Source organism: Hansschlegelia beijingensis (assembly GCF_014196425.1).
Taxonomy (GTDB): domain Bacteria; phylum Pseudomonadota; class Alphaproteobacteria; order Rhizobiales; family Methylopilaceae; genus Methylopila; species Methylopila beijingensis.
In genome coordinates this window covers 792,655-818,918 of the sequence record NZ_JACIDR010000001.1, presented here as the reverse complement: position 1 = coordinate 818,918, position 26,264 = coordinate 792,655, and the positions used below count along the sequence as shown (strand labels likewise).

The 26,264-nt window shown below is 69.5% G+C and carries 22 protein-coding genes; 9 read left to right on the top strand and 13 right to left on the bottom strand.

Annotated features, from left to right (window positions below):
- Positions 1 to 205: 205 nt before the first annotated feature.
- The 6 genes from GGR24_RS03825 to GGR24_RS03800 all read right to left on the bottom strand — a co-directional run bounded on the left by GGR24_RS03825 (position 206) and on the right by GGR24_RS03800 (position 7,058).
- Positions 206 to 2,326 (bottom strand): sodium-translocating pyrophosphatase, encoded by a 2,121-nt coding sequence (locus GGR24_RS03825; protein ID WP_183393936.1) that lies wholly within the window; start codon positions 2,324 to 2,326, stop codon positions 206 to 208.
- A 221-nt stretch (positions 2,327 to 2,547) separates the two neighbouring features.
- A complete protein-coding gene (locus tag GGR24_RS03820) occupies positions 2,548 to 3,390 on the bottom strand; it encodes a lytic murein transglycosylase (protein WP_183393935.1) in 843 nt (280 codons plus the stop codon).
- Positions 3,391 to 3,545: 155 nt separating this feature from the next.
- The gene (thiL, locus tag GGR24_RS03815; RefSeq protein WP_183393934.1) at positions 3,546 to 4,538 is read right to left on the bottom strand and encodes a thiamine-phosphate kinase; all 993 of its coding nucleotides are present in this window, start codon (positions 4,536 to 4,538) and stop codon (positions 3,546 to 3,548) included.
- A 7-nt stretch (positions 4,539 to 4,545) separates the two neighbouring features.
- Positions 4,546 to 5,010 carry a type II toxin-antitoxin system RatA family toxin gene (locus GGR24_RS03810; RefSeq protein ID WP_183393933.1) on the bottom strand — a complete coding sequence of 155 codons (465 nt, stop codon included), beginning with the start codon at positions 5,008 to 5,010 and terminating at the stop codon, positions 4,546 to 4,548.
- Positions 5,011 to 5,112: 102 nt separating this feature from the next.
- Positions 5,113 to 6,087, bottom strand: a complete 975-nt coding sequence (locus GGR24_RS03805) for a quinone oxidoreductase family protein (protein ID WP_183393932.1) — start codon at positions 6,085 to 6,087, stop codon at positions 5,113 to 5,115.
- 8 nt (positions 6,088 to 6,095) lie between these two features.
- Positions 6,096 to 7,058, bottom strand: a complete 963-nt coding sequence (locus tag GGR24_RS03800; protein ID WP_183393931.1) for a hypothetical protein — start codon at positions 7,056 to 7,058, stop codon at positions 6,096 to 6,098.
- 242 nt (positions 7,059 to 7,300) lie between these two features.
- Between GGR24_RS03800 and GGR24_RS03795 the strand changes: the two genes are divergently transcribed.
- Positions 7,301 to 8,476 (top strand): UbiH/UbiF family hydroxylase, encoded by a 1,176-nt coding sequence (locus GGR24_RS03795; RefSeq protein WP_183393930.1) that lies wholly within the window; start codon positions 7,301 to 7,303, stop codon positions 8,474 to 8,476.
- A gap of 3 nt (positions 8,477 to 8,479) precedes the next feature.
- Here GGR24_RS03795 and GGR24_RS03790 read toward each other — a convergent pair whose 3' ends face one another.
- Positions 8,480 to 9,427 (bottom strand): AEC family transporter, encoded by a 948-nt coding sequence (locus GGR24_RS03790; protein ID WP_183393929.1) that lies wholly within the window; start codon positions 9,425 to 9,427, stop codon positions 8,480 to 8,482.
- Between the two features lie 202 nt (positions 9,428 to 9,629).
- Here GGR24_RS03790 and GGR24_RS03785 point away from each other — a divergent pair, with 202 nt between their 5' ends.
- Both GGR24_RS03785 and hspQ read left to right on the top strand, forming a co-directional pair.
- Positions 9,630 to 10,670 (top strand): HpcH/HpaI aldolase/citrate lyase family protein, encoded by a 1,041-nt coding sequence (locus tag GGR24_RS03785; protein ID WP_183393928.1) that lies wholly within the window; start codon positions 9,630 to 9,632, stop codon positions 10,668 to 10,670.
- A gap of 67 nt (positions 10,671 to 10,737) precedes the next feature.
- Entirely contained in the window at positions 10,738 to 11,076 is a 339-nt protein-coding gene (gene hspQ / locus GGR24_RS03780; protein WP_183393927.1) for a heat shock protein HspQ, read from the top strand.
- 70 nt (positions 11,077 to 11,146) lie between these two features.
- Here the strand turns inward: hspQ and GGR24_RS03775 are convergent, their stop codons facing one another.
- Positions 11,147 to 11,875 (bottom strand): invasion associated locus B family protein, encoded by a 729-nt coding sequence (locus GGR24_RS03775; protein ID WP_246397925.1) that lies wholly within the window; start codon positions 11,873 to 11,875, stop codon positions 11,147 to 11,149.
- Between the two features lie 404 nt (positions 11,876 to 12,279).
- On the opposite strand from GGR24_RS03775, the gene GGR24_RS03770 reads away from it, so the two are divergent.
- The 4 genes from GGR24_RS03770 to GGR24_RS03755 all read left to right on the top strand — a co-directional run bounded on the left by GGR24_RS03770 (position 12,280) and on the right by GGR24_RS03755 (position 16,647).
- The gene (locus GGR24_RS03770; protein WP_246397924.1) at positions 12,280 to 13,998 is read left to right on the top strand and encodes an extracellular solute-binding protein; all 1,719 of its coding nucleotides are present in this window, start codon (positions 12,280 to 12,282) and stop codon (positions 13,996 to 13,998) included.
- A gap of 2 nt (positions 13,999 to 14,000) precedes the next feature.
- Complete coding sequence (locus GGR24_RS03765) at positions 14,001 to 15,503, top strand: AMP-binding protein (protein ID WP_183393925.1); 1,503 nt, start codon at positions 14,001 to 14,003, stop codon at positions 15,501 to 15,503.
- A 66-nt stretch (positions 15,504 to 15,569) separates the two neighbouring features.
- A complete protein-coding gene (locus tag GGR24_RS03760; protein WP_183393924.1) occupies positions 15,570 to 16,226 on the top strand; it encodes a DsbA family oxidoreductase in 657 nt (218 codons plus the stop codon).
- A gap of 124 nt (positions 16,227 to 16,350) precedes the next feature.
- Positions 16,351 to 16,647 (top strand): GIY-YIG nuclease family protein, encoded by a 297-nt coding sequence (locus GGR24_RS03755; protein WP_183393923.1) that lies wholly within the window; start codon positions 16,351 to 16,353, stop codon positions 16,645 to 16,647.
- Positions 16,648 to 16,748: 101 nt separating this feature from the next.
- Here the strand turns inward: GGR24_RS03755 and mfd are convergent, their stop codons facing one another.
- Together mfd and GGR24_RS03745 are read right to left on the bottom strand one after the other, a co-directional pair.
- Entirely contained in the window at positions 16,749 to 20,261 is a 3,513-nt protein-coding gene (mfd, locus tag GGR24_RS03750; RefSeq protein ID WP_183393922.1) for a transcription-repair coupling factor, read from the bottom strand.
- Between the two features lie 54 nt (positions 20,262 to 20,315).
- Positions 20,316 to 20,618, bottom strand: a complete 303-nt coding sequence (locus GGR24_RS03745) for an FAD assembly factor SdhE (protein ID WP_183393921.1) — start codon at positions 20,616 to 20,618, stop codon at positions 20,316 to 20,318.
- Positions 20,619 to 20,722: 104 nt separating this feature from the next.
- Here GGR24_RS03745 and recG point away from each other — a divergent pair, with 104 nt between their 5' ends.
- Positions 20,723 to 22,825: an ATP-dependent DNA helicase RecG gene (recG, locus tag GGR24_RS03740; RefSeq protein ID WP_183393920.1), complete on the top strand. Its 2,103-nt coding sequence runs from the start codon at positions 20,723 to 20,725 to the stop codon at positions 22,823 to 22,825.
- 3 nt (positions 22,826 to 22,828) lie between these two features.
- Here recG and GGR24_RS03735 read toward each other — a convergent pair whose 3' ends face one another.
- Entirely contained in the window at positions 22,829 to 23,005 is a 177-nt protein-coding gene (locus GGR24_RS03735; protein ID WP_183393919.1) for a hypothetical protein, read from the bottom strand.
- A gap of 100 nt (positions 23,006 to 23,105) precedes the next feature.
- Positions 23,106 to 23,774 (bottom strand): DUF502 domain-containing protein, encoded by a 669-nt coding sequence (locus GGR24_RS03730; RefSeq protein ID WP_246397923.1) that lies wholly within the window; start codon positions 23,772 to 23,774, stop codon positions 23,106 to 23,108.
- Positions 23,775 to 23,992: 218 nt separating this feature from the next.
- On the opposite strand from GGR24_RS03730, the gene GGR24_RS03725 reads away from it, so the two are divergent.
- Positions 23,993 to 24,388 (top strand): YbaN family protein, encoded by a 396-nt coding sequence (locus GGR24_RS03725; RefSeq protein WP_343066180.1) that lies wholly within the window; start codon positions 23,993 to 23,995, stop codon positions 24,386 to 24,388.
- On the opposite strand, the gene glmS is transcribed toward GGR24_RS03725, so the two are convergent.
- A complete protein-coding gene (gene glmS / locus GGR24_RS03720) occupies positions 24,375 to 26,198 on the bottom strand; it encodes a glutamine--fructose-6-phosphate transaminase (isomerizing) (protein WP_183393916.1) in 1,824 nt (607 codons plus the stop codon). The genes GGR24_RS03725 and glmS overlap by 14 nt on opposite strands.
- Between the last annotated feature and the right edge of the window lie 66 nt (positions 26,199 to 26,264).

Here is a 26,264-nt window from a genome sequence, read left to right as displayed (position 1 = left end):
ACGTTCTCGCGCTGGTGAGTGACCGAAGCCTCAGGGCGCCGGTAGCGTTCCCGTCTGAGCGATTTAAGCGCCGCGCCGAGGCGTGTCAGCCCATCCTGATGAGGGACCTAGGGGGCGTGTGCGGCGATGGCCCGCCGGCCGATCCCCCGCCCCCGACATGGCCGACCCCGCCCCGGCGAGCGCCGGGACGGGGCCGAGGCTCTCGTCAGCCCGCGTGAGCCAGGACAGCGAGGAGCAGCAGCGCCACGATGTTCGTGATCTTGATCATCGGGTTCACCGCAGGCCCGGCGGTGTCCTTGTAGGGGTCGCCCACCGTGTCGCCGGTCACGGCCGCCTTGTGGGCGTCCGAGCCCTTGCCGCCGTGATTGCCGTCCTCGATGTACTTCTTGGCGTTGTCCCAGGCCCCGCCGCCCGAGGTCATGGAGAGCGCGACGAACAGTCCGGTGACGATGACGCCGAGCAGCATGGCGCCGACCGCGGAGAACGCCTCGTTCTTCCCGGCCACGCCGAGCACCACGAAGTAGGCGAAGATCGGAGAGAGCACCGGCAACAGCGACGGGATGATCATCTCCTTGATCGCCGCCTTGGTCAGCAGGTCGACCGCGCGCCCGTAGTCCGGGCGGTCGGTGCCCTGCATGATGCCGGGTCTCTCGCGGAACTGGCGGCGGACCTCCTCGACGATCGCGCCGGCCGCCCGGCCGACCGCCGTCATCCCCATCGCGCCGAACAGGAACGGCAGCATTCCGCCGAACAGCAAGCCCACGACCACGTACGGATTCGCCAACGAGAAATCGAGCTTCACGTCGGCGAAGTAGGGATAGTCGGCGGCGTTCGCGATGAAGTGGTTGAGGTCCGACGTATAGGCGGCGAACAGCACGAGCGCGCCGAGGCCGGCCGAGCCGATCGCGTAGCCCTTGGTGACGGCCTTGGTGGTGTTGCCTACGGCGTCGAGAGCATCCGTCGACGTGCGCACCTCCGCCGGCAGGCCGGCCATTTCGGCGATGCCGCCGGCGTTGTCCGTCACCGGGCCGAAGGCGTCGAGCGCGACCACGAAGCCCGCGAGGGCCAGCATCGCCGTGACGGCGATCGCGATGCCGAACAGCCCCGCCAGCGAATAGGTCACGATGATGCCGGCGATGATGACGAGCGCCGGCAGGGCCGTCGCCTCGAGCGAGACCGCGAGGCCCTGGATGACGTTGGTGCCATGGCCGGTGACGGACGCCGCAGCGATCGACCTCACCGGGCGGTATCCGGTCCCGGTGTAGTACTCGGTGATCACGACGATCAGGCCCGTGATGACCAGGCCCACGACCGCGCAGAGGAACAGGTCCCACCCGGTGAAGGTCGCGCCCGTCGAGGTGGTGTATTCGGCGCTGAAGCCGACAAGCGCGGCCGTGGCGATCGCGATGCCGATGAGCGAGAGACCCGCCGAGACGCCGAAGCCCCGATAAAGCGCGCCCATGATCGACTGGTTCGCCGGCAGCTTCACGAAGAACGTGCCGGCGATCGAGGTGACAATGCAGGCGGCGCAGATGCCGAGCGGGTAGAGGATCAGGCTCGAAAGCGCCGGGTTGCCGGCGAAGAAGATTGAGGCGAGCACCATGGTGGCGACGACCGTCACCGCATAGGTCTCGAAGAGGTCGGCCGCCATGCCTGCGCAATCGCCGACATTGTCGCCGACATTGTCGGCGATCGTGGCGGGGTTGCGCGGATCGTCCTCGGGGATGCCCGCCTCGACCTTGCCGACGAGATCGCCGCCGACGTCGGCGCCCTTGGTGAAGATGCCGCCCCCGAGGCGCGCGAAGATCGAGATCAGCGAGGCGCCGAAGCCGAGGGCCACGAGGGCGTCGATCACGACGCGGTCGCTGCTGGCGTGGCCGAGGAAGGAGGTCAGGATCGCGTAGTAGATCGCGACCCCCAGCAGAGCGAGGCCGGCGACCAGCATGCCGGTGACGGCGCCCGACCTGAACGCAACCTCGAGGCCGGCGCCGAGCGACCTCGTCGCCGCCTGAGCGGTCCTCACATTGGCCCGCACCGACACGTTCATGCCGATGAAGCCGGCGGCGCCGGACAGCACCGCGCCGATGAGGAAGCCGACCGCCACCGGCAGCGACAGGAAATACGCAAGAAGCACGAAGATGACGACGCCGACTATTCCGATCGTCGTGTACTGGCGCTTCAAGTAAGCTTGGGCGCCTTCGGCGATCGCCGCAGCGATCTCCTGCATTCGCGGACTGCCGGCGTCGGCCTCAAGCAGCGAGCGGGTCGCCCATACGCCGTAGACGATTGATAACAGTCCGAGAAGGACGATGAGCGTCAGCGCCATTGTCTCTGTTCCTTGAACGCGTTTCCAGCCGCGACCCACCGGAAGCCGTTCCGGCCGAAGCCGGGGCCTTTTTGTCCATGTTGGGCTTGTATTCCCCGCCCGCCCGAAAGGTCACAGGGAGGCTGCCAGATGCGTTCAACTTCCGCAATGCGGCGAACAAGATGAAGCGGCGCGACCAACCAAGGTCGAAGGTCGACGGAAAGCCGCGCCGCTCCTGACGCTCAGCGTCCGGCGCTGCTGTAGCCCGTCGCGGCGGCGATCTTCGTGGCGAGCAGAGCGATGGTCCGCTGATAGACGCTCGAGCGGTTCCACTCCTTGAATACGCCGAAGTTCGCCGAGCCTTCCTGCCAGCCGCCGCCGGCGCGCCAGCCATAGCCCTGCAGATAGGAGCCGATGGAAGCGATGGTGTCGGCGCCCGAACGCACCAGGTCGCGACGGCCGTCGCCATCGCCGTCGGTCGCGAACTTCAGATAGGAGCTCGGCAGGAACTGCGCCTGGCCGAGTTCGCCATGCGCCGCGCCGCGCATTTCCGACATGGTGAGATCGCCGCGGTCGACGATCTTCATCGCCGCGATCAGCTCACGCTGGAACATCTCGGTGCGGCGGCAGTCATAGGCCAGCGTCGCGAGGCCGTTGAAGACCGGCTTCTTGCCCTGCACCTGGCCGAAATCGGTCTCGAGCCCCCAGATTGCGAGGATCACCGGGGCCGGCACACCGGTGCGCTGCTCGGTCCGCTGCAGCACCGCGCCGTAGCGCGCCATGCGGGACTTGGCGCCGTTCACGCGCGCGTTGGAGGCCATGCGGGCCGAGAACTGCTCGAAACTCTGCTTGAAGACCTTCTGGTTGCGGTCGAACGCGATCAGATTGCGGTCATAGCTGACGTTCCCGAGAGCCGCCTCGGCCGTGCGGGCGGAAACGCCTTGCGCCTGGGCCTCGGCCTTGAAGGCCTGCACCCACTGCTGGAAGCCGTCGCCGGTGTTGCCGCAGCTCGCGGCCGAAGCCGATCCGGTCGCTGCGGCCGCCAGCAGGATAGCAACCGTCACTGAAGTCTTCATCTTATGCATGTCGGCTCCGCCGCGTTGTCCAAACCCATGAACGGCCACGAATTCCCGTTTCAGCGGCGCAGGTCCGCGGACCACTCTGCTTCGGAAAAACGCGATTGTTTTGCTTTATAGGACGGGCCGCTCAGAAATCGCCCATCACGAAGCCACGCACGTGGTTAGAAATGCGTGAAGGAGCCGCGTCCGAGGTCAAGCGGCCGTCCCTGCCTGTCGATCTCGATCCCGCCGCCCTCGACGAGGGCGCCGATGTCGGTGACGGCGATGCCGGTCGCGGCCGCCTCGAACTCGAAAGCGGGAGCGTCGCCGGGATCGATCGCGAGCAGCAGCTCGTAGTCGTCGCCGCCCGTCAGCGCTGCGGCGAGCGCCGCTTCGTCATGCTCCACCGCCCTGGCGACGGCGCGCGAGACAGGCACGCGCGCGGCGTCGATCACCGCCCCGCAGCGCGAGGCGGCGGCGAGCTTGCCGGCGTCCCCCGCGAGGCCGTCCGAGACGTCCATCGCCGCGGTCGCATATGCGGCCACGATGCGCGAGAGCCCGAGGCGCGGCTCGGGAAGCAGGTAGCGGTCGAGCAGGAGCTCCTTCTCGGCGCGCCGGAGATCCCAGCGCAGCGCCAGGCGCTCGTCACGGCGCAGCCGCAGCCCCAGCGCCGCGTCGCCGATCGTGCCGGTGACGTAGAGCCGCTGCCCGGGCGCCCCGCCGCTGCGCCTCGGCACATGGCCTTCCTGCGCGTGCCCGAGAGCGGTGACGGACACCCAGAGCGGACCCGGGGTCCGGACCGTGTCCCCGCCCAGAAGGCTGACCCCGAACTCCTCCTGATCGGCCGCAAGGCCGTCGACGAAGCCCTCGAGCCAGTCCGTCGTCCAGTCCTGCGGCAGCGCCAGCGTCACCAGATAGCCGGCGGGCGCGGCCCCTTTGGCGGCGATGTCTGAGAGATTGACCCGAAGAGCCTTGCGGGCGATCGCGTCCGGCGGGTCGTCCGGGAAGAAGTGGATCCCCGCCACGATGGCGTCGGTGGTCACGACCAGCTCCCGCCCCCCGTCCGCGGGCACCGTGGCCGCGTCGTCCAGCAGCAGCGCCGCTCCCGGAGCCGTCGCGAGCGGACGGAAGAACCGGGCGATCAGTCCGGCCTCGTCCGGGCGGCCGACCGTCATCCGGGCCTCACGCGAGCGCCCGCCGTGCGCCGTACACCACCTCGGCGCGTTGCTCGAACGCCTCGGCGTAGCGCCGGAAAACGCGATCGAACACCGATCCGACGAGCATGCCCAGGGTGCGGCTGCGCAGTTCCCAGTCGATGAAGAACTGCACCTCGCAACCGCCATTCTCGAGCGGCCGGAACGTCCAGCGGTTCTCGAGGTGGCTGAACGGACCGTCGAGATACTCGACAAGAATGGCGCTCGCCTCGCGATCGAGGGTGACGCGGCTCGTGAACGTCTCGCGGATGATCTTGTAGGCGATCGTCATGTCCGCGACGAACACGGGCCGATGATCACGCTCTTCCCGGCGGCGGATCCGGAGCGCTTCGCAGAGCGGCAGGAACAGCGGATACTTTTCGACGTCCGCCACGAGATCGAACATCTCGTCGGCGGTGTGGAGCACGCGTCGGGTGGTGCGAAAGGTCGGCATCAGGCTCGCTGAAGGAACGTCGGATTGCGGACTATAGCCGAGGCGCGGGACGCTGGCGAAGGGCGGCGGCCGCCAGCGCTCGGTCCTCGGTCAGGCAAGCCCTCAGGGGATCAGGATCGTCGAGCCCGTGGTCGCCCTGCCCTCCAGGGCCCTGTGGGCCTCCGCCGCCTCTGCGAGGGGGAAGCGCTGGCCGATGTCGATCGAGACCACGCCCGATGCGATGACGTCGAAGAGATCCTCCGCCGTCGCGAGCAGTTCCGGACGGGTCGCGATGTAGTGGAACAGGCTGGCGCGCGTCGCGAAGAGCGAGCCTTTCTGTCCAAGCATTGCGATCGGGAACGGCTCGATCGGGCCGGACGACTGGCCGAAGCTCACCCACATCCCGCGCTGCTTCAGGCAGTCCAGCGAGCCCGGGAACGCGTCCCTGCCGACGGAGTCATACACCACGTCGACGCCCTTGCCGCCGGTGATCTCCCGGACGCGATCGACGAAGCTCTCCGTCCGGTAGTCGATGACGTGGGCGCAGCCCTTTGTCTTTGCGAGCGCGACCTTCTCCGATCCGCCGGCGGTGCCGATCACGGTCGCGCCGAGATGAGCCGCCCACTGGCAGGCGATCTGCCCCACTCCGCCGGCCGCCGCGTGGAACAGGATCACATGCTCCGGCCCGACCCTGAACGTGCGGCGCAGAAGGTATTGGGCCGTCATGCCCTTGAGCATCGCCGCGGCTGCGATCTCGTCGCTGACGCCGGCCGGGATCTTCACCAGCCTTTCGGCAGGCAGCACGCGCTCGGTCGCGTAGGCGCCGAGCGGGCCGCCCGCATAGGCCACCCGGTCGCCGACGGCGATCTCCGTCACGCCCTCGCCAACCGCGGTCACGACGCCCGCGCCCTCGGAGCCCACCGTGAACGGCAGAGGCTGCGGATAGAGCCCGGTGCGGTGATAGACGTCGAGGAAATTGACGCCGATCGCGGTCTGGCGGATCGCGGCCTCGCCCTTGCCGGGCGCCGGAACCTCGACGTCTTCGAAGCTCAGGACGTCGGCGCCGCCCGTCTGGCTGATCCGGATCGCCTTGGCCATGGCCGCTCCTACTTTCCGAGCGCGGTGACGAAGTTGCGGAAGGTCACGTCCGGCGCGCTGGTGTTGTGTCGGGAGAGCTCGATTCGGTCGAACCGGACCTCGCTCGCATTGGCTCCCTTAAACTCCATGATGGGCGCGTTGTAGAGTCCCGCCGTGGTCCGCCAGTTGACCCGGGCGGCGTCCGCGTTGGTCGGGCTCACGAACATCGAACGGATCGCGGCGAAGGGCGCCGGCGGGCTGACCTTCGGCCCCTCGAGCAGCACGTCGAGCAGGACGCGGGAGCGGTCGACGCTGCTGACCTTCAGCTCGGCCGACCCGCCACGCGCGAAGGTCATCCGGAACAGCTTCGCCTTCGGATCGATCTCGAGCCGGGAGATGTCGACGATCGGGCGGTGCTGGGTCTCCACCGGGCCGACGAGGAAGGACGTGCCGTAGGCCGCGTCGGGGAACCGCTCGGGCGGCAGCGGCTTCGCCCGCCAGTATCCGTCGAACGGGTAGACGACGAGATACTCGATGAACTTGCCGTCGACCTTCTCGAACAGCTGCACGAGGTGCAGGTCGCGCTCCGCCTTCTCGCCGACCACGACCTCGGCCCCCTTGGGACGCCAGGACTCGGCGTAGGTGTGCCCAACGACCCGCGTCTCGCCGTCGTCGTAGAGCGTGACCTGCTTGGGCGTGAACTTGTTCTTGGGATCGTCCTTCATCGCTTCGCAGTTCGCGAAGTTCGGGGCCGTGTCGTCAGTCTTGAGATCGTTCAGATAGACGGGCGCGCTGACGTCGATCTGGAAGGCGCGCACGCGCTGGTCGGTCAGCGTGTAGTAGACATTGTCGAACTCGGCGCAGTCCGTGGGCTCGCTGTGGTTCTCCACCCAGGCCGTGCCGGGTTCGGCGTCAGCCGCCCGCACGCCGGCTCCCGGCAGGGCCGACGCCAAAACGAGCGCCGCCAGCAGTCCCCACGATCTGTTCTTCATCGTTCGCCTCCGGTCAGCGCCGGCGGCCAGGCGGAGGAGTTCCGGGGCGGGTCGGACTCTTCACGCCGGCCGTGCGGTCGCGGCGCGTTTTAGCAAACACGCTGGGAATTTCGAGCATCGCGGGAGACGTCTTCCGCCGCGTGCGCCTGCGAGCCGACGCTCGCGCCCCGCCCGCCCCGCCTTCCTCCAGCGGCCGATCGGCCCTAAACCAGCGGTTCGGATTGCAGCCGAAGGCGCAAGATATGGACGCGGATCACTCCGAAGTCGTGGTGGTTGGGGGTGGTCCCGCGGGGCTGCTGGCCGCGCTGCTGGCGGCGCGCGCCGGAGCGGCGACGACGCTGATCGCGCCGCCCCCGCCGCAGGACGCCCGCACCACCGCACTGCTCGAAGGCTCTGTCGCGGTGTTGCGCGAGGCCGGCGTCTGGGACTCCCTGCGGGGCGCGGCCGCGCCGCTCCGGACGCTCAGGATCGTCGACGGCGGACGGCGGCTGTTTCGGGCGCCGGAAGCCACCTTTCGGGCCAGCGAACTCGGGCTCGAGGCTTTCGGCTGGAACGTGCCCAACACGGCGCTCACGGCGGCGCTGGCCGAGGCCTTCATGCGCGCGCCCGGGGCCGCGCGGCGGTTCGCCCAGGCGCGCGAGAGCCGGCCGGGCGAGAAGCTGATCGCACTGACGCTGGACGATGGCTCGACCATCGAGGCCAGGGTCGCGATCGCCGCCGACGGGCGGAACTCTCTGCTTCGGGACGCCGCCGGGATCAGTTTCAAGAGCCACCGCGCGCCCCAGACGGCGCTCGCCTTCGCGGTCGAGCATGACCGCGAGCACGAGGGCGTCTCCACGGAGTTCCATTTCGAGGAAGGCCCGTTCACGCTCGTGCCGATGCCGGGCCGACGGTCGAGCATCGTCTGGGTCGCGACGCCCGGGCAGGCGGAGGAGCTCTCCGCCCTCAGCCCCGAAGCGCTCGGAAAGGCCGCGACGCGCAAGAGCGGGCGGATCCTGGGAGAGATTCGGGTCACCGGCTCTATCGGCCGTTTCCCGATCACGGTCGGGGCGGCGACCTGCTTTGCGGCGCGCCGCACCCTGCTGGTCGGCGAAGCCGGCCATGTGCTGCCGCCGATCGGCGCTCAGGGGCTCAACCTGGGCGTACGGGACGCAGCGCGCGCGGCGGCCGTCATAGCCGCGGCGCTCGCGGAGCGGCGCGATCCCGGCGGAGCGCAGGCGCTCGGCGCCTATTCCCGGGCCCGTGCGGCCGACGTGCTGACGCGCGCGGCCGCGACCGATCTCCTCAATCTGTCGCTGCTGTCCCCGCTGCCGCCGGTCCATTTCGCCCGCGGCGTCGGCCTCGCGGCGATCTCGCGGATCGGCCCTTTGCGTCGCTTCGTCATGCGTGAGGGACTGCTCGGCGCGCCCGGCCTTTGAGGTTTAGTCCAGCCAGCCGCCGACGATCAGCGCCAGCAGACCCGTGACCGTCAGCACCGAGCAGACCGTGCCCACAAGGATGACGCTCGACGCGCGCTCGACATAGACGCCGTATTGGCTGGCCATGACGAAGACGTTGAGCGCCGGCGGCAGCGAGGCCATCAGCACCGCCGTCGCGACCCAAACGGGATCGAAGCCCCCGACGAGCTGCAGGATTCCGAACACGATCAGCGGGTGGACCAGCAGCTTGACGGTCACCAGCGCCGGAAGCTCGAGCGGGATCCGCGTCAGAGGGGCGAGCGCGACCGTGACGCCCATCATGAACAGCGCGCAGGGCGCCGCCGAGCCGCTGAGCAGCGTGACCATCCGCATCACGGGCTCCGGCGGAGCATAGTGGAAGTAGGCCGCGAGCCCCCCCACCACGGTCGCGATGTTGAACGGGTGGAACACGATGCGGCGCAGCACGAGCCCCGCCGTGACCCAGGGGCTTTGGTGCCTCGGGCCCGAGATCGACATCAGCAGCGGCACGAGCGTGAACAGCAGCGTGCAGTCGAACACGAAGATCAGCGCGGTCGGCGCCGCGGCGGCGGGCCCGAGCGTCGCGAGCGTCAGCCCTGGACCCATGTAGCCGACGTTGGAGTAGCTGCCCGCCGCCCCCTGGATCGCGGCCTCCGGCAGCCGGCCGCCGCTCGCCACAAGGCCGATGCCGAGCGACAGCAGGAAGGCCGTGAAGGTCGCGGCGGTCGTGGCGGCCACGAAGCCGACATTGGCCAGCTCCTCGAACGGCGTCTTCGAGATCAGCACGAAGTAGAGCGCCGGCACCGCGACATAGACGATGTAGATGTTGAACCAGGCGAGGCCGCTCTGCGGCGCCTTGCCGATCCGCCCGCACAGGAAGCCGAGGAAGATCAGCCCGAAAAAGGGCAGCGCCAGTCCGGCCACGTCGGTCATGGACTGGCGCGCTCCTGGGGCTGCGGGTCCTGTGCAGATTTCCGGCTAAGTGTTCCTCGGGCGCGGGTCAATGGCGGGCGCGGCATGGCTCGCATGAGGGCCGACCGGCGCGCCCGCCGGCCATGCGACGAAAGCCGTCTTGCGACGCAGCATTGCGCCCGCGAAATCTGCGCCTCCACCGCCTCAGCGAAAGGCCGCCAACATGATCGTCCCGAGCGCCTATTACCGCCCGCTCGCGCTCGGCGCGCCCGCGCCCTTCCGCGAGCCGCCGGTCAAGGTGGAGCGGATGATCCATTTCGTCCCGCCGCACGTCGAGAAGATCCGCGCGCGCGCGGCTGATCTCGCCGCGCAGGTCGACGTTGTGCTCGGCAATCTCGAGGACGCGGTCCCGGCGGACGCAAAGGAGGCCGCCCGCGCCGGCTTCATCCAGATGGCGCAGGCGACCGACTTCGGCGCGGCGGGCCTGTGGATCCGGATGAACGCGCTCGACAGCCCGTGGGCGCTCGACGACGTGATCGAGATCGTCGGGGCGGTCGGCGACAAGCTCGACGTCATCATGCTGCCGAAGGTCGAGGGCGCCTGGGACGTCCACTATCTGGACCGGCTGCTCGCGCAGCTCGAGGCCCGGCACAAGCTTCAGAAGCCGATCATGATCCACGCGATCCTGGAGACCGCGCAGGGCGTGATGAACGTCGAGGAGATCGCCAGGGCCAGTCCGCGCATGCACGGCATGAGCCTCGGGCCGGCGGATCTCGCGGCTTCGCGCCGGATGAAGACCACGCGGGTCGGCGGCGGCCACCCGAGCTACGGCGTGCTCGCCGACAAGGAGGGGTACGGCGCCCGCGCCTTCTCGCAGAGCGACCTCTGGCACTACACCATCGCCAAGATGGTCGACGCCTGCGCGGCCAACGGCATCAAGCCGTTCTACGGACCGTTCGGCGACTTCGCCGACGCGGAAGCCTGCGAGGCGCAGTTCCGCAACGCGTTCCTGCTCGGCTGCGTGGGCGCCTGGACGCTGCATCCGAGCCAGGTCGCGATCGCCAGGAAGGTGTTCTCGCCCGACGTCGAGGAGGTCAGGTTCGCCAAGCGCATCGTGGACGCCATGCCGGACGGCACCGGCGCGGTGATGCTCGACGGCAAGATGCAGGACGACGCGACCTGGAAGCAGGCGAAGGTCATCGTCGACCTCGCCCGGCAGATCGCCGAACGCGAGCCCGAGGCGGCCGAGCGCTACGGACTCTGAAGACGCGGGACCGTTGACGGAGGCGCGCGGCTCAGATCATGTCGCGCGTCCATAAACGGGATTCCTGATGCATTCCGAGCGCTTCCGCCGCGCGAAGTTCACGATCGGCCAGGTGGTCCGCCACCGCGTCCACCCCTTCAGGGGCGTGATCTACGACGTTGACCCGACCTTCTCGAACAGCGAGGAGTGGCTGGAGGCGATCCCGGTGGACGTGCGTCCGGCGCGCGATCAGCCATTCTACCACGTGTTCGCCGAGAACGAGGAAACCGAATACGTCGCTTACGTTTCGGAGCAGAACCTCGAGCGGGACATAAGCGGCGAGCCGGTCCGCCACCCGCAGGTCGAGGCGATGTTCCGGCGGGCCGAGGACGGCTCGTACAGGATCCGCCGGTTCTTCATGAACTGACCGCGACGAAGCGGAAGAAAAAAGCCCGGGCCGAGGCCCGGGCGTTTCGCGTTTTCAAGACCTGAAGGGCTTACTGACCCTTGACCGGCGCCTTGTCGCCGATGGAGGGGCCGCCGTCGCTCGGCGGGACCGGCGTGCTCGGCGCCTGCAGCTTGTTGCGCTGCTGCTCCGCGAGGCGGTTCAGCCCCTCGTTCATTTCCTTCTTGTATTCCTCGATCGCCTTCGGGTCCGCGGCCGGCCCCTCATAGGCCTTGGTGAAGCCCGCCAGGCTGATCGGGAAATTCAGCGTCTTGGCCTGCTGGTTCATCGCCTGCAGAACGAGATTGCTGCCTTTCTTCATGTTGTTGAAGAAGGCGTCGTTGATCTCGAGCTCGGCGTAGCAGGCGTTCGGGAAGCAGATCGAGTACTTGCCGTTCGTCGGGCTGTTCTGGTCGACCGCGATGCGCACGCCCGGCTGGATCAGGAGGCCGGGGGGGACAGCCGCGAGCACGAACTTCTTGTTCTCGCCGCTCACCACCCGCACGGCGATGGAGGCGATCGTCTGGCCGGTCTCGGTCCGAAGGTCGCGGGAGGTCAGGCAGACCTCCTTCTTCGCATTCGGGTCGGTGTTGCAGATCTTGACCCAGTTCGGCTGCGGCGGGGCGGGCGGATTCGCCGACATCGGACCAGGCCCGGCCGCGGCGTCAGGAGCCTTCTGAGCGTCGCCCGCAGCAGGCTTGTCCTGCGCGTAGGACGGTGCGGCGACCATGCCTAGCGCCGCGGACAGCAGGGCGAGGCGCGCGATCTTACCCAGTTCCATGCAGTATCCTTCCTGTCGTTCAGCACGACCCGACCCGCTCGGCCGCCGCGCGTCTATAGTGAAATCCTGCGCGTCGCGCATCTACGCGGAAGCCGCTCGACTGCGAAAGCGGTGACCGGCTGTCTGTCCAGCAAATACGGCGAGACAGTGACCCGGCAGGCGCCCCCGGCGGCCCGTCGGCGCAGGGCGCGCCCAAGACCACGCCTGTGATAACCTCCTTTTCAGGATTTGCGAATCGCGGCTCGCGCCAGCCGCACGAGAGAATGGCGACCGAGCCGTTGAAGGGTCCATTGATCGCGCGTCGGGATGTGCTGAGAGCGGCGCCCGCGCTTGCTCTGGCGCTATGCCGGCCCCTGCCGGCGGCGGCGGCCGACGAACCGCTTCCGCGACGCCACGGCGTGGCGATGCATGGCGAGCCCGCTCTTCCTCCCGGATTCGAGCGCCTGCCCTACGCCCGCGCCGACGCTCCCAAGGGCGGCCGGCTGACCAACGGCTGGCTCGGCGCCTTCGACACTCTCAATCCCTACGCCTACAAGGGCGTCCCGGCGCAGGGCCTCAAGGGGTTCGTCTATGAGAGCCTGCTGGCTCGCAACTATGACGAGCCGTTCGCGCTCTATGGCCTCGTCGCGGAATCCGTCGAGTTGCCCGACGACCGGGACTTCATCGTCTTCCACATCGATCCGCGGGCACGCTTCTCGGACGGCGAGGCGGTCGGCGCGGAGGACGTGCTGTTCACCTTCGAACTGCTCCGGGAGCGTGGGCAGCCGGCGTTCCGGTCAAACTACCGCCGCGTCCGCAACGCCGCGGTGATCGATCAGCGCACCATCAGATTCGACCTGCCGACGGACGACCGCGAACTGGCGATGATTCTCGGGCTGATGCCGGTGCTCGCGAGCCACGCGACGGATGTCGGCCGGTTCGAGCAGACCACCTTCACGCCGCTGGTCGGCACCGGCCCTTACGGCGTGAGCGCGATCGATCCCGGCCGCTCGATCACCTATCGGCGCGACCCGAACTACTGGGGCCGCGACCTGCCGGTGAACCGCGGCGTGAACAATTTCGACGAGATCCGCTACGACTATTATCGCGACGCCAACGCGATGCTCGAGGCGTTCAAGCGAGGCCTGGTCGACATAAGGATCGAGGCCGATCCGGTGCGCTGGACGACCGGCTACGACATCCCGGCGGTCCGCCGCGGAGATGTCGTGCTCGAGAGCTTCACGTCCGGCCTGCCCTGGGGCATGAACGCCTTCGTGTTCAACACCCGCAAGCCGATCTTCTCGGATGTGCGGGTGCGCGAGGCGCTCGGCTTCCTGTTCGACTACGAGTGGGTCGACCGGAACATGTTCGGCGGCGCCACGGTGCGGACCCAGAGCTACTACGAAGGCTCCGAGCTGTCGTCGCACGGCCGGCCGGCCGACGCGCGGGAGCGGGAGTTGCTGGCGCGGTTCCCGGGCGTCGTCAGGGACGACATTCTTGAGGGCCGCTGGAGCGCGCCCAGCGGAGACGGCTCCGGCCGGGATCGCGAGCAGTTGCGGAAGGCGCTCGACCTGCTCGCCGCGGCTGGCTGGTCGCTGAAGGGCGGCGCGCTGGCGCGCGACTCGGACGGGGCGCCGTTCCGGTTCGAGATCATGGTCTCGACCAAGGAGGACGAGCGACTGGCGCTCGCCTTCGCGCGTGGTCTCGAGCGGATCGGAGCGCGGGCGGACGTGCGGCTGGCGGATTCCATCCAGGCGTTCCGGCGGTTGCAGACCTATGACTTCGACATGATCGTCTACAACTGGGTGTCGTCGCTCTCCCCCGGGACCGAACAGAAGAAGTATTGGAGCGCCGCCGCCGCCGACACTCCCGGCGAGCGCAACTACATGGGCGTCAAGGAGCCTGCGGTCGACGCCATGATCGACGCCATGCTGGCGGCGCGGGAGCGGCCCGACTTCGTCTCGGCGGTTCGCGCGCTCGACCGAATCCTGCTCTCTGGCTTCTATGTCGTCCCGCTGTTCCACGTGAGGGAGCAGTGGATCGCGCGCTGGAAGGCGATCCAGCGCCCGGACGTCACGCCGCTCTACGGACCTGTACTCGAAACCTGGTGGCGCGCGACGTCGCCGGCCGGCACCGACGGTTAGCCATGCGCCTCAGTCCATTCGCTCCCGACCCGATGCCGAACCCGGTCGCAGGCCGGCTGACGCTCGACGGCGTGCTGGCGCTGAACGCGCGCCGCAGCCCGGAGCGCCGCGCGCTCGCGGGCGACGGCCTGCCCTTCGCGGGCTCCTGGCGCGACGTCGACGAGGCCGTGTCGGCGCTGGCGGCCGTGTTCGCCTCCTGGCGGCTGCGGGAAGACGCGGTGGTCGGCGTCCAGCTCGGCTCGAGCTGGCAGGGCGCGCTGGTCTGCCTCGGGCTCTGGCGCGCGGGTCTCGTGCCGGCGATGCTGCCGCTCGCGTGGCGGCGGTTCGAGGTCGCGCGGGCGCTGCTCTCGGTCGACGCGAGCGCGATGATCACCATGACCCACGCCGCAGGCGCGCCCCTCGTCGAGATCGCCTGCGAGGTGGCCTGGGGGCTGGAGGGCGTGCGTTTCGTCGGCTGCTTTGGCGACGGCGCGCCCGACGGCGCGACCCCGCTCGAAGAGGCTTTCTCGGAGCCTGACGTCTCCTGGGACGGCCGCACGCCTCCGGAAGACGCGGCCGACCACGTCGCGATCATCACGTTCGAGGCCGGCGGCGCGCCCGTTCCGCGGAGCCACAACGATCTGGTCGCCGCCGCTCTGACGCCGCTGCTGGCCGCGCGCCTCTCGGAGCAGGCGGCGCTCGTCTCCACAATCGATCTCGCCGGCCTGGCGGGCCTGGCGACCGGCCTCGCGCCGTGGCTGACGACCGCCGCGACCGTTCTGTTCCACCAGGCCTCCGACGGCCCCGCGCTGGCCGCCGCGGTGCGTGAGATCGGGGCGACGCATCTGATCCTGCCCGGGCGGGCCGCTGACCGTCTGATCGAGGAATGCGGCCTCGGCCAGGCCGGCCTCCACGGCGTCACCGCCCTGTGGCGGGCGCCTGATGGCCGCGGGCCCGCCAAGCCGCTCGGCGTCGAGGGCGCGACCGTGGTGGACGCCGTCGCGATCGGCGAACTCGGGCTGCTGGCCGCCGCCCGCTCCAGCGAAACGCTGCACGCGCCGCTGCCGCTCGGCCCCTCCGGCCCCGACGGGCTCGGGCCGCTGATCGACCTGCGCGTGCTTCCCGACGGGCGACTGTTCGTCCGCGGCCCCGCCTGTCCGCAGGCGGCGTTTCCCGGCGACCCGGGCGCGCCGACCCCGCCCTTCGGAGCGGACGGCTATCTCGACACCGGTCTGATCGGGCTTGCCGACCGCGTCGTGGGGCGCGTCCTGCCCGGCGGCAAACGGCGCGGCGTGGCCCAGATCGGCGGTCTCGCGGTGAGCCTTGGGGACGCCGAGATGGCGGCCCAGGTCGCGAGTCTTCCGGGGAAGCTGGAGGCGCAGGACGACGCGCTTTTCGGCGCCCGCTTCGTCCTTGGCCCGGTCGAGGACGGCGCGTCGTCGGCGGAAGCCATTCTCGCCGCCGGGTTCAGCCCGGCCCTGCTCCCGGCCTCCGCTGTCAGCGACCGCGCGCGCGGCGCGGCCTGACGGGGTTACGAACCCGACCAAGCCGCCCCATATCGGCGGCTTCATCTTGCTGACAGGCTCTTCCTCATGTCCGTTCCGCTCGCGATCGACGTCTTCGCCGATCCTGTCTGCCCCTGGTGCTGGATCGGCAAGCGCCGCCTCGAAGCCGCACTCGCGGCCCGGCCGGACGTGGACGCCGTGATCCGCTGGCGGCCGTATCAGCTGGATCCGTCGATCCCCCCGGAAGGGCTCGACCGCGATGAGTATCTCGAAAGCAAGTTCGACGACGTGGCCCGGCTGCGAGCGACGCTCGATCAGGTCACCGCCATCGGCCGCGACGAAGGCATCGCGTTCCTGTTCGCCGACATCACGCGCGCCCCGAACACCCTCGACGCCCATCGCGCGATCCGCTGGGCCGCCGAAGAAGGCCCCGTGGCGCAGGGCGCGCTGATCGAGCGCCTGTTCGAGGCCTATTTCACCGAATCCGAGGACATCTCCGATCTCGACGTGATCGGCCGGGCGGCCGAGGAGGCCGGCCTCGATTGGGAGACGCTGCGGGACCGGCTCGACAGCGACGAGGACGTCGAGGACGTCCGCGAGGAGATCGCCCAGGCCCGCGCGATCGGCGTCGAGGGCGTCCCCTGCTTCATCTTCGAGAACAAGCTCGTGGTGATGGGCGCCCATCCGCCGGAGGTGCTGGTCGAGGCGATCGACCGCGCGCTCGGCGACGAGGACGAGGCGTAAGGGCCGAGCCGCGAGAGCTTTTTCATGAGCGACCAAGCGGCTGGCCTTTCCATCAGCATCGCCACTCCTCATGCTGAGGAGCCGTCCGCAGGACGGCGTCTCGAAGCACGCACGGATCAACCCGATGCCGAACGCGTGGGTCTATATCCTCCGCTGTGCTGACGGCTCGTATTATGTCGGTAGCGCACGGGGGAGCGACCTCGGAAAGCGGATCGCAGAACATCAGGCCGGCGCATATGGCGGCTTCGCGGCGAGCCGCCGGCCCGTTGAATTAGCCTTCTCAGAAGGGTTCGACCGGATCGAAGACGCCGTCGCTGCTGAGCGCCAGATTAAGGGCTGGTCCAGAATCAAGAAGGAAGCGCTGATAGCCGGCGCATATGACCGTCTGCGGGAGCTATCGAGGCGGCGGCGTGAAAGCTGAACCGATCAATGCGTGCTTCGAGACGCGAGCCTGACGGCTCGCTCCTCAGCATGAGGGAGGTTGGCGACGCTTCAGAGGGTGAACGCGGGGGGCCTCGAGGCTCACGCCGCCTTCTTCGGGGCCTCGGCGATCCTGACCAGTTCCCGAAGCAGCTTGGCCGCGCCCTTCAGCCGCTTCTCGGGCGTGCTCCACTCGCGCTTGAACACGACCTTCATGTCCGGCCGAACCTTGGCGTTCGGGCCTTCTTCGCGCGCGAGGTGCATGACGAGCCCTTCCGGATTGGCGAAGGAGTTTTCGCGGAAGGAGAGCACCACGCCCTTGGGGCCCGCATCGATCTTCTCGACGTTGGCGCGCCGGCACAGGGCCTTGATGGCGGCCGTCTCCAGCAGCTGTTTCACCTCGGTCGGCAGCGGCCCGAAGCGGTCGGCCAGCTCGCTGGCGAAGGCGTCGAGCGCCTCGTCGGTGTCGATCTCGGCGAGACGGCGATACAGCGACAGCCGGATCGCGATGTCGGCGATGTAGTCTTCCGGGATCATCACCGGCGCGCCCAGCGTGATCTGCGGCGACCACTGGTCCTGCGTGACTTCCGCGCCGCCCTCCTTCAGCGCCTCGACCGCGTCGGCCAGCATCTGCTGGTAGAGCTCGTAGCCGACCTCCTTGATGTGGCCCGACTGCTCCTCGCCGAGCAGATTGCCCGCGCCGCGAATGTCGAGGTCGTGCGACGCCAGCTGGAAGCCCGCGCCGAGGCCCTCCAGCGACTGCAGCACCTTGAGCCGCCGTTCGGCGTTCGGCGTCAGGGTCTTGTTCGCCGGCACCGTGAACAGCGCATAGGCGCGCGTCTTGGAGCGGCCGACGCGGCCGCGCAGCTGATAGAGCGCCGCGAGGCCGAACATGTCGGCGCGGTAGACGATCAGCGTGTTGGCGTTCGGGATGTCGAGGCCCGACTCGACGATCGCGGTCGAGAGCAGCACGTCGTAGTGGCCCTCGTAGAACTCGGTCATGATCTTCTCGAGCTCGCTCGCCGCCATCTGGCCGTGCGCGACCGCGACCTTCACCTCCGGAACCTCGGAGGCCAGGAAGGCGCGCGCGTCCGCGATGTCCTCGACGCGCGGACAGACGAAGAAGGACTGGCCGGAGCGGTAGCGTTCGCGCAGCAGCGCCTCGCGCACGATCAGCGGATCGAAGGGCGCGATGAAGCTGCGGACCGCGAGACGGTCGACCGGCGGCGTCGCGATCATCGAGAGATCGCGCACGCCCGTCATGGCGAGCTGCAGCGTGCGCGGGATCGGAGTCGCCGACAGAGTCAGCACATGGACCTCGGCGCGCAGCTGCTTCAGCCGCTCCTTGTGGGTCACGCCGAAATGCTGCTCCTCGTCGACGATGACGAGGCCGAGATCCTTGAACTCGATCGACTTGCCGAGCAGCGCATGGGTGCCGACCACGATGTCGACGTCGCCCGAGGCGAGACCCTTCTTGGTCTCGGCGGTCTCCTTCGTCCCGACGAAGCGCGAGGCTTGCGCGACCTTGAGAGGCAGCCCGCGGAAGCGGTCCGCGAAGGTGGCGTAGTGCTGCCGCGCGAGCAGGGTCGTCGGAACGACGACCGCGACCTGCCGGCCACTCATCGCGACCACGAACGCCGCGCGCAGCGCGACCTCGGTCTTGCCGAAGCCGACATCGCCGCAGACCAGCCGGTCCATCGGGCGGCCGGCGGCGAGATCGTCCAGCACCGCGTCGATCGCCGCCTGCTGGTCGTCGGTCTCGTCATAGGGGAAGCGCGCTGCGAACTCGTCGTAGAGGCCTTCGGGCGGCGTGGCGCGCGGCGCTTCCTTCGTCAGCCGGGCGGCGGCGATCTTGATCAGCTCGCCCGCCATCTCGCGGATGCGGTTCTTGAGCTTCGCCTTGCGGCCCTGCCAGCCCGAGCCCCCGAGCTTGTCGAGCTGCGCCTCCGTTCCTTCCGAACCGTAACGGGTCAGAAGCTCGATGTTCTCGACCGGCAGGAACAGCTTGTCGCCGCCCGCATAATGCAGCTCGAGGCAGTCATGCGGCGCGCCTGCGACGTCGATGCTCTGCAGGCCGACGAAACGGCCGATGCCGTGATCGACATGGACGACGAGGTCGCCGGCGGCGAGACCGGCCGCCTCCGTCAGATAATCCTGGGGCCGGCGGCGTTTCGCCTTGCCGCGCACGAGCCGGTCGCCGAGCACGTCCTGCTCGGCGATGACGGCGACGTCGTCCGTCTCGAACCCCTGCTCCAGACCGAGCACGCCGAACGCCACGGCGTCCTTCGGCTGCGCCAGAGCCTCGCGCCAGTTCGCAGCCATGCGGCGCGCGGCGACGCCGTGGTCGCCCAGAACGGTCGCCATCCGGTCGCGGGCGCCGTCCGTCCAGGCCGCCACCAGCACGCGCTTGCCGTCCTCCTTGAGGGCGCGGATGTGGCCGACGACCGCCTCGAACACATTGGCGTTCTCGTCCGCCCGTTCAGCCGCGAAGCTGCGTGAGCTCCGGACCCCGGCGTCGAAAACGCTGCCCTTGCCTGCGTCGGGCGGCGTGAACGGCGTCAGGCGGATCGGAGCCGCCTCCTCGATGCGCTCGCGCCACTCCTCCGGGGTGAGGTAGAGCGCGTCGGGCTTCAGCGGCTTGTAGGCGGTCGGCGACCTGTCGTGCTGCCGGGCGGTCTGACGGGCGTCGTAGTAGTCGGCGATCTGCGCGAGCCGCTCGCCCGCGGAATCCTCGGCCAGCGGATCGAGCACGTAGCGCGCGTCCGGCAGGTGGTCGAAAAGCGTGCCGAGCCGCTCGTGGAACAGCGGCAGCCAGTGCTCCATGCCGGGATAACGCCGGCCCTCGCTGATCGCGGCGTAGAGCGGATCATTCGGTCCCGGCGCGCCGAAGGTCGCGGCGTAGGCCTGGCGGAAGCGCCGGATGGTGTCGGAGGTGAGCTGCACCTCGCTCATCGGCACGAGGTCGAGAGCGCGAAGCTGGCCCGTGGAGCGCTGCGTCTCCGGGTCGAACGGGCGGATGGATTCAAGCGTATCGCCGAAGAAATCGAGGCGGATCGGCTCGGCGTGCCCCGCCGGGAACAGGTCGACGATGCCGCCGCGGATGGCGTACTCGCCATAGTCGCGCACCGTCGAGGACCGCAGGAAGCCGTTGGTCTCGAGCCATTCGCCCAAGGCCTTGAGGTCGACGACGTTGCCGGGCGCGGCCGAAAAACTCTGGCGGGCGACGCTCTCGGGCGTCGCGACCCGCTGCAGGGCCGCCCCGGCGGTGGTCAGCACGATGCGGGGCTTGTCGCCGCCGCGTGTCGCGGCGAGCCGCGCCAGCGTCGTCATCCGGGCCGCGACGACCGGCCCGTTTGGCGAAACCCGGTCATAGGGCTGGCAATCCCAGCCGGGGAAAACCAGCCGCTCGACCTCCGGCGCCATGAAGGCGAGCGCCCGATCGATCGCCGCCAGCCGCGCGCCGTCGCGCGAGATGTGGACGACGCCGCCGGCCGCGTGGCTCCGCGCCGAAAGGGCGCGCGCGAGATCTGCGACGAGCAGCGCGTCGAAACCGTCCGGGACGCCGCCGACGGTCGCGGGCTTGCGGTCGAGAAGAGCGTCGAGCTTCAGGGTCATGGTCTTCTGGTCTGGGGACGCCGAAGCGCTGGACTGCAGAGCCGCCGCCGCGGCTCAGCCGATATGCTCGGTCGTGGGAAAGGCTCGGTGGAAGGCTTTGAGCCGCCGGAAAACCTGGCTGTCATGCTCGGCGGGCGTGGGCTCCCTTTCCGCGATCCAGGCGAACAGCTCGCGGTCCGGAAGCTCGATAAGCGCCTCGAAGGCCCGGAACTCGTCGTCGCTGAAGCCGTCGATCTCGGCGTCGGCGAAACGGCCCATCAGGAGGTCCATCTCGCGCGTTCCGCGCCGCCAGGAGCGGTACAACGCGCGGCGGCGGCGAGGATCCAGGCCCTCGGCTGTTCTGGTGGTTCCGGTCATGTGCGGGAAAGAGATGGAGCGCGGTGCGGGTTCCTACCAGCCCGACGCCGCCGTGTCAGCTTCTCCTCTTGCGCCGCCTCCCCGGCTCGCCTCCCTTAGGCCCGATGCGCGACTCGCGGCTCGATCCCCTGTTCGCCGAAGCGACCGTTCTGACCGGGGTCGGACCGAAGGTCGCCAAGGCTCTGGCGCGGCTGCTCGACGGCTCCCCTTCGGGCGGCGAGCCGCGGGTGCTCGACCTGTTGCTGCACGCCCCGAGCGGCGCGATCGACCGGCGGGCGCGGCCCAAGATCGCGGAGCTGACCGCGGGCGAGGTGGCGACCGTCGAGGTCGAGGTCGAGCGCCACCAGCCGCCCCGCAGTCCCCGCGCGCCCTACCGCGTCGTGGTGGCGGACGAGACCGGGGCGATGAGCCTGGTCTTCTTCAAGGCGCAGGCAGGCTACATCGAGCGACTTCTGCCGCTGGGCGAAAGACGCTGGGTCTCAGGGACGCCCGAGCTCTTCGACGGCTCCTTCCAGATGGTCCATCCGAGCCACGTGCTGGACGCCGAAGGCCTCGGCAAGCTGCCCCCCGTCGAGCCGACCTACCCGCTCGTCGAGGGGCTGACGCACGGGCTGCTCGGCAGGCTGGCGCGCGCCGCGCTGGAGCGGCTTCCCGCGCTTCCGGAATGGCTCGACGAAACGCTGCTCGCGCAGCGCGGCTTCGCAGGCTTCGGCGCCTCGCTCAACGCGCTCCATGTCCCCAAGACGCCGCGCGACGTCGCGCCGGAAGGCGCGCCCCTCACGCGCCTCGCCTATGACGAACTGCTGGCCAATCAGCTCGCGCTCCAGCTCGTGCGGGCGCATATGCGTCGCGGCGCCGGGCGCAGCAGCGCCGGCGACGGTCGCGTCTCCCGCAGGATCGAGGCCGCCCTGCCCTTCGCGCTGACCGGCGCGCAGACCCGCGCGGTCTCCGCCATCCGGGACGACATGGCGGCCGAGACCCGGATGCTCCGCCTGCTGCAGGGCGACGTCGGCTCCGGCAAGACTGTGGTCGCGCTGCTGGCCGCCGCGACCGCCGTGGAGGCGGGCCGGCAGGCGGCCCTGATGGCGCCCACCGAAATCCTTGCGCGCCAGCACCTCGCGACGCTGGAGCCGCTCGCCGCGGCGGCCGATCTGCGGGTCGCCGTGCTGACCGGCCGGGAGAAGGGGCGCGAGCGCGCCGACGTCCTCGCCCGGCTGGCGGCCGGCGAGATCGATCTCCTGGTCGGGACGCATGCCCTGTTCCAGGAAGACGTCGTGTTCCGCGACCTCGCGCTGGCGGTCGTCGACGAGCAGCACAAGTTCGGCGTCCGGCAGCGGCTGGCTCTCGCCTCCAAGGGAGTCGCGGTGGACGTGCTGGTGATGACCGCCACGCCCATCCCCCGCACTTTGGTGCTGACGGCGTTCGGCGACATGGATCATTCGGCGCTCGACGAGAAGCCGCCCGGGCGCGCGCCGATCGACACCCGGCTCGTCAGTCTCGACAGGCTGGACGAGACGGTGGATGCGATCGGCCGCGCCATGGCGAAGGGCGCGCGCGTCTACTGGGTGTGCCCTCTGGTCGAGCAGTCCGAGACGCTTGACGTCGCTGCGGCGGAAGACCGCTTCGCGTCGCTTGCTGAAGCCTTACCGGGCAAGGTCGGGCTCGTACACGGCAAGATGAAGGGGACCGAGAAGGATGCGGCGGTCGCGCGCTTCGTCTCGGGCGAGACGCCGCTGCTGGTCGCCACCACGGTGATCGAAGTCGGCGTCAACGTGCCGGAGGCGACCGTCATGGTCATCGAGCACGCCGAGCGCTTCGGCCTCGCCCAGCTCCACCAGCTGCGCGGCCGCGTCGGGCGGGGCGCCGGCCGCTCCACCTGCCTGCTGCTCTGGAAAGGCCCGCTTGGCGAGACCGCGAAGGCCCGGCTCGAGACGCTGCGCGACACCGAGGACGGTTTCGTGATCGCCGAGAAGGACCTGGAGCTTCGCGGCGAAGGCGAGGTGCTGGGATCGCGCCAGAGCGGCGCGCCGGGCTTCCGGCTCGCCCGCATGGAGGTTCATGGCGAACTCGTGCGCACCGCGCACCAGGACGCCGCGCTGCTTCTGGCGCGGGATCCTGCGCTGACGAGCCCGCGCGGCCAGGCTCTCAGGCTGCTCCTGCAGCTGTTCGAACGCGACGCCGCGGTGCGCCTGCTGCGGGCGGGCTAGAGGTCAGCGGCGCCATCGGCAAGTCCAGCGCGCCACGTACCAGCCCGGCGGCGCCGCGAGGTCGCTGATGTCTTCGACGACGGCGCAGCCGTTGATGGCGGCGGACTGGCGGTGGTGAACCATGCAGGCCGCAGGCTCCGCCTGCAGGCACACCGCGACGATGAGTTCGGCTATTCCCATGCCGACGCTCCTTGCTCGAACGTCCCCGAGCAAGGAGGCAAGCAATCACCGCGCCTGATCGTTCCCGCCCGACGCATGGCGGCTGCGCTTAATCGGAATGTCACTCGGCGGCGAGCGACGAGCCGTCGATGCGCTGAGGAGGCTCGGCGAGCTGCGCCGGAGGCGTGTCGCGCGGCTGGATGATGCCCATGGACATGATCAGCTTGAAGGCCTCGTCGGTGGTGACCCCGATTTCGGTCACCTTGGAGGCCTCCATCATCACCAGATAGCCGGTGGTGGGGTTCGGCGTGCAGGGCACGAAAACGCAGACATGGTCGGCCGACGGCAGACCGGCCGCCAGCGCGCCGCGCGCCGGCTCGGTGATGAAGCAGAGCGACCAGAGGCCAGGTCCCGGCCATTCGATCAGGCCGACGCGGCGGAAGCTCGTGCCGTCCTGCTTGAACACCGTTTCGAAGATCTGCTTCACGCCCTTGTACAGGCTTCGCACGATCGGCATCCGGTTGAGCACCTGCTCGCCCGACTGCACGACGGCGCGCCCGACCAGGTTCGCGGCCAGGAATCCGAGGATGGTGAGCCCGATCACCGCCGCCAGCACGCCGACGCCCGGCACCGCCACGGGAAGGTAGCTGTTCGGGTTCCATGCCTGCGGGATCAGCGGCTTCACCCAGCCGTCGATCAGCCCGATGAGCCACAGGGTCAGCCAGATGGTGATCGCCACCGGCCCGGCCACGACCAAGCCGGTCAGGAAGTATGTCCGCAAGCGGGCCAAGGGGCTTGGGGCCGGCCCAGGCGGCGGAAGAGCTCCCAGAGGACTTGAGACGGGTTGCGTCATCGCGGCTGGCTGCCTCCGTTGTTCGCACGTCCGCTCGCCGTCGGGGCGCCGCGACGCACAATAGGCGATATCATCTGGGGCGGCGACATGACGATAGGAGGGGCTACGGCGTGAGGGCTTCGGAGCGGACCAGCAAACATGGGGCCCGTGCGCGCGTGGCGCGTTGGGCCTGGCTGGCGCTCGGCGTCGCGCTCACCGGTCTCGGCGTCGTCGGGCTGATCCTGCCGCTGATGCCCGGGACCGTGTTCCTGATCCTTGCCGCCGCCTGCTTCACGCGCTCGTCGCCGCGCCTGGAGCGCTGGCTGCTGGAGCACCCGAGGTACGGGCCGACGGTGGTGGCCTGGAGGCGGGACGGGGTGATCCCTGTCAGGGCGAAGATCCTGGCGTTCGTCGGCATGGGCTTCTCGCTCGCGCTGGTCAGCGTGTCGGACGCGCCCCCGATCGCCATCGTCTCGACCGCCGCGCTGATCGCAGCCGGCGCTCTGTACGTGGGGACGAGGCCGTCGCGCCCGAAGGCTGAGCGCCCCCCGCAGCGCCTCACTCCACCGTGACGGACTTCGCCAGGTTCCTCGGCTGATCGACGTCGGTGCCCATGAACACCGCCGTGTGATAGGCGAGCAACTGCACTGGGATGGCGTAGATCAGCGGACTGACGAAGGCGTAGGAGTCCGGCACGACGATGGTCGCGAGCGTGTCGCCGGCGTGGCCCGCGCCCTCCCGATCGGTGATCAGCACGATCCTTCCGCCGCGCGCCGCGACCTCCTGCATGTTGGAGGCGGTCTTCTCGAACAGCGCGTCGTAGGGCGCGAGCACGACCACCGGCACGTTCTCGTCGACGAGCGCGATGGGCCCGTGCTTGAGCTCGCCCGCAGCGTAGCCCTCGGCGTGGATGTAGGAGATTTCCTTGAGCTTCAGCGCGCCCTCGAGCGCGATGGGATAGCTCGTCCCGCGGCCGAGATAGAGCACGTCGAGCGCCTTCGAGAAGGTCTGCGCCAGCTTCTCGATCTGCGGCTCGAGACGCAGCGTCTCGGCCATCAGCCTCGGCAACTCGATCAGCGACGCCACAAGCTTGGCTTCATCCTCCTCCGACAGAACCTTCCGGTCGCGGCCCGCCTTGATGGCGAGCGCCGCCAGCACGGCGAGCTGGCAGGTGAACGCCTTGGTGGACGCGACCCCGACCTCGACGCCGGCGACGGTCGGAAACACGACGTCGGCCTCCCGGGCGATCGTCGAGGTCGGCACGTTGACGACCGCGCCGATCTTCATGCCCTGGGCGCGGCAATGGCGGAGCGTCGCGAGCGTGTCCGCCGTCTCGCCGGACTGCGAGATCATCAGCGCCAGACCGCCCGGCGTCAGCGGCGGCTCGCGGTAGCGAAACTCCGAGGCGATGTCGATGTCGACCGGAAGCCGAGCGAATTTCTCGAACCAGTAGCGGGCGACGAGGCCTGCGTAATAGGCGGTGCCGCAGGCCGAGATCGCCAGCCGGTCGAGGCCGGAGAAGTCGAAATCGCCGCCTGCAGGCAACCGCACCCGGCCCGAGGTCATGTCGATGAACCGGACCAGCGTGTGGCCGACGACCTCCGGCTGCTCCGCGATCTCCTTCGACATGAAGTGGCGGTGAGCGCCCTTGTCGACGACCACCGAGGCGACCGAGGACCGCACCGTCTCGCGCTCGACCAGCGCCCCGGCCTCGTCGAAGATCTCCACGCTGTCGCGCGTTAGGGCGACCCAGTCGCCATCCTCCAGATAGGTGATCTCGTCGGTGAACGGCGCGAGCGCCACCGCGTCCGAGCCGAGATAGACCTCGCCGTCGCCATGGCCGAGCGCGAGCGGGCTGCCGCGCCGGGCGCCGATCAGAAGATCGTCCTCCCCGGCGAACAGGAAGGCGAGCGCGAACGCCCCGCGCAGCCGTTTCAACGCCTGCTGGACGGCGAGCCGCGGGGTCGCTCCGGCGGCCAGCGCGTGGCTCACCAGGTGAGCGACCACCTCGGTGTCTGTCTGGCTCGTGAACGCCGCGCCCTGCGCCGTCAGTTCGTCGCGGAGCTCGCGAAAATTCTCGATGATGCCGTTATGGACGACGGCGACGGTCTCGGTCGCATGCGGATGCGCGTTGGCTTCGGTCGGGGCGCCGTGCGTCGCCCACCGCGTGTGGCCGATCCCCGAACGTCCGGCCAGAGGCGCCGCGGCGAGCGCCGCCTCCAGGTTCCGCAGCTTGCCCTCGGCCCTGCGCCGGACGATGCGGCCATGATCGAGGGTCGCCACGCCGGCGGAGTCGTAGCCGCGATACTCGAGCCGCTTCAGCCCTTCGACGAGCTGCGGGGCCACGGTATCACGCGCCAGAATGCCAACGATGCCGCACATGCCGCTCAGTTCTCCAGATCGTCCCGCCGCACGCCGATAGCACGCGAGTGCTTAGCGCCGGCTGAA

Excerpts from the sequence above, each read along its gene's own strand:
- GGR24_RS03805 (WP_183393932.1), bottom strand. The coding sequence starts at position 6,087 with ATGGCCAAGGCGATCCGGATCAGCCAGACGGGCGGCGCCGACGTCCTG.
- GGR24_RS03820 (WP_183393935.1), bottom strand. The coding sequence starts at position 3,390 with ATGCATAAGATGAAGACTTCAGTGACGGTTGCTATCCTGCTGGCGGCC.
- GGR24_RS03755 (WP_183393923.1), top strand. The coding sequence starts at position 16,351 with ATGCCGAACGCGTGGGTCTATATCCTCCGCTGTGCTGACGGCTCGTAT.
- GGR24_RS03760 (WP_183393924.1), top strand. The coding sequence starts at position 15,570 with ATGTCCGTTCCGCTCGCGATCGACGTCTTCGCCGATCCTGTCTGCCCC.
- recG (WP_183393920.1), top strand. The coding sequence starts at position 20,723 with ATGCGCGACTCGCGGCTCGATCCCCTGTTCGCCGAAGCGACCGTTCTG.
- mfd (WP_183393922.1), bottom strand. The coding sequence starts at position 20,261 with ATGACCCTGAAGCTCGACGCTCTTCTCGACCGCAAGCCCGCGACCGTC.
- GGR24_RS03810 (WP_183393933.1), bottom strand. The coding sequence starts at position 5,010 with ATGCCGACCTTTCGCACCACCCGACGCGTGCTCCACACCGCCGACGAG.
- GGR24_RS03800 (WP_183393931.1), bottom strand. The coding sequence starts at position 7,058 with ATGAAGAACAGATCGTGGGGACTGCTGGCGGCGCTCGTTTTGGCGTCG.
- thiL (WP_183393934.1), bottom strand. The coding sequence starts at position 4,538 with ATGACGGTCGGCCGCCCGGACGAGGCCGGACTGATCGCCCGGTTCTTC.
- GGR24_RS03790 (WP_183393929.1), bottom strand. The coding sequence starts at position 9,427 with ATGACCGACGTGGCCGGACTGGCGCTGCCCTTTTTCGGGCTGATCTTC.
- GGR24_RS03825 (WP_183393936.1), bottom strand. The coding sequence starts at position 2,326 with ATGGCGCTGACGCTCATCGTCCTTCTCGGACTGTTATCAATCGTCTAC.
- GGR24_RS03745 (WP_183393921.1), bottom strand. The coding sequence starts at position 20,618 with ATGACCGGAACCACCAGAACAGCCGAGGGCCTGGATCCTCGCCGCCGC.
- GGR24_RS03765 (WP_183393925.1), top strand. The coding sequence starts at position 14,001 with ATGCGCCTCAGTCCATTCGCTCCCGACCCGATGCCGAACCCGGTCGCA.
- GGR24_RS03785 (WP_183393928.1), top strand. The coding sequence starts at position 9,630 with ATGATCGTCCCGAGCGCCTATTACCGCCCGCTCGCGCTCGGCGCGCCC.
- GGR24_RS03770 (WP_246397924.1), top strand. The coding sequence starts at position 12,280 with ATGCATGGCGAGCCCGCTCTTCCTCCCGGATTCGAGCGCCTGCCCTAC.
- glmS (WP_183393916.1), bottom strand. The coding sequence starts at position 26,198 with ATGTGCGGCATCGTTGGCATTCTGGCGCGTGATACCGTGGCCCCGCAG.
- GGR24_RS03775 (WP_246397925.1), bottom strand. The coding sequence starts at position 11,875 with ATGGAACTGGGTAAGATCGCGCGCCTCGCCCTGCTGTCCGCGGCGCTA.
- GGR24_RS03795 (WP_183393930.1), top strand. The coding sequence starts at position 7,301 with ATGGACGCGGATCACTCCGAAGTCGTGGTGGTTGGGGGTGGTCCCGCG.
- GGR24_RS03735 (WP_183393919.1), bottom strand. The coding sequence starts at position 23,005 with ATGGGAATAGCCGAACTCATCGTCGCGGTGTGCCTGCAGGCGGAGCCT.
- hspQ (WP_183393927.1), top strand. The coding sequence starts at position 10,738 with ATGCATTCCGAGCGCTTCCGCCGCGCGAAGTTCACGATCGGCCAGGTG.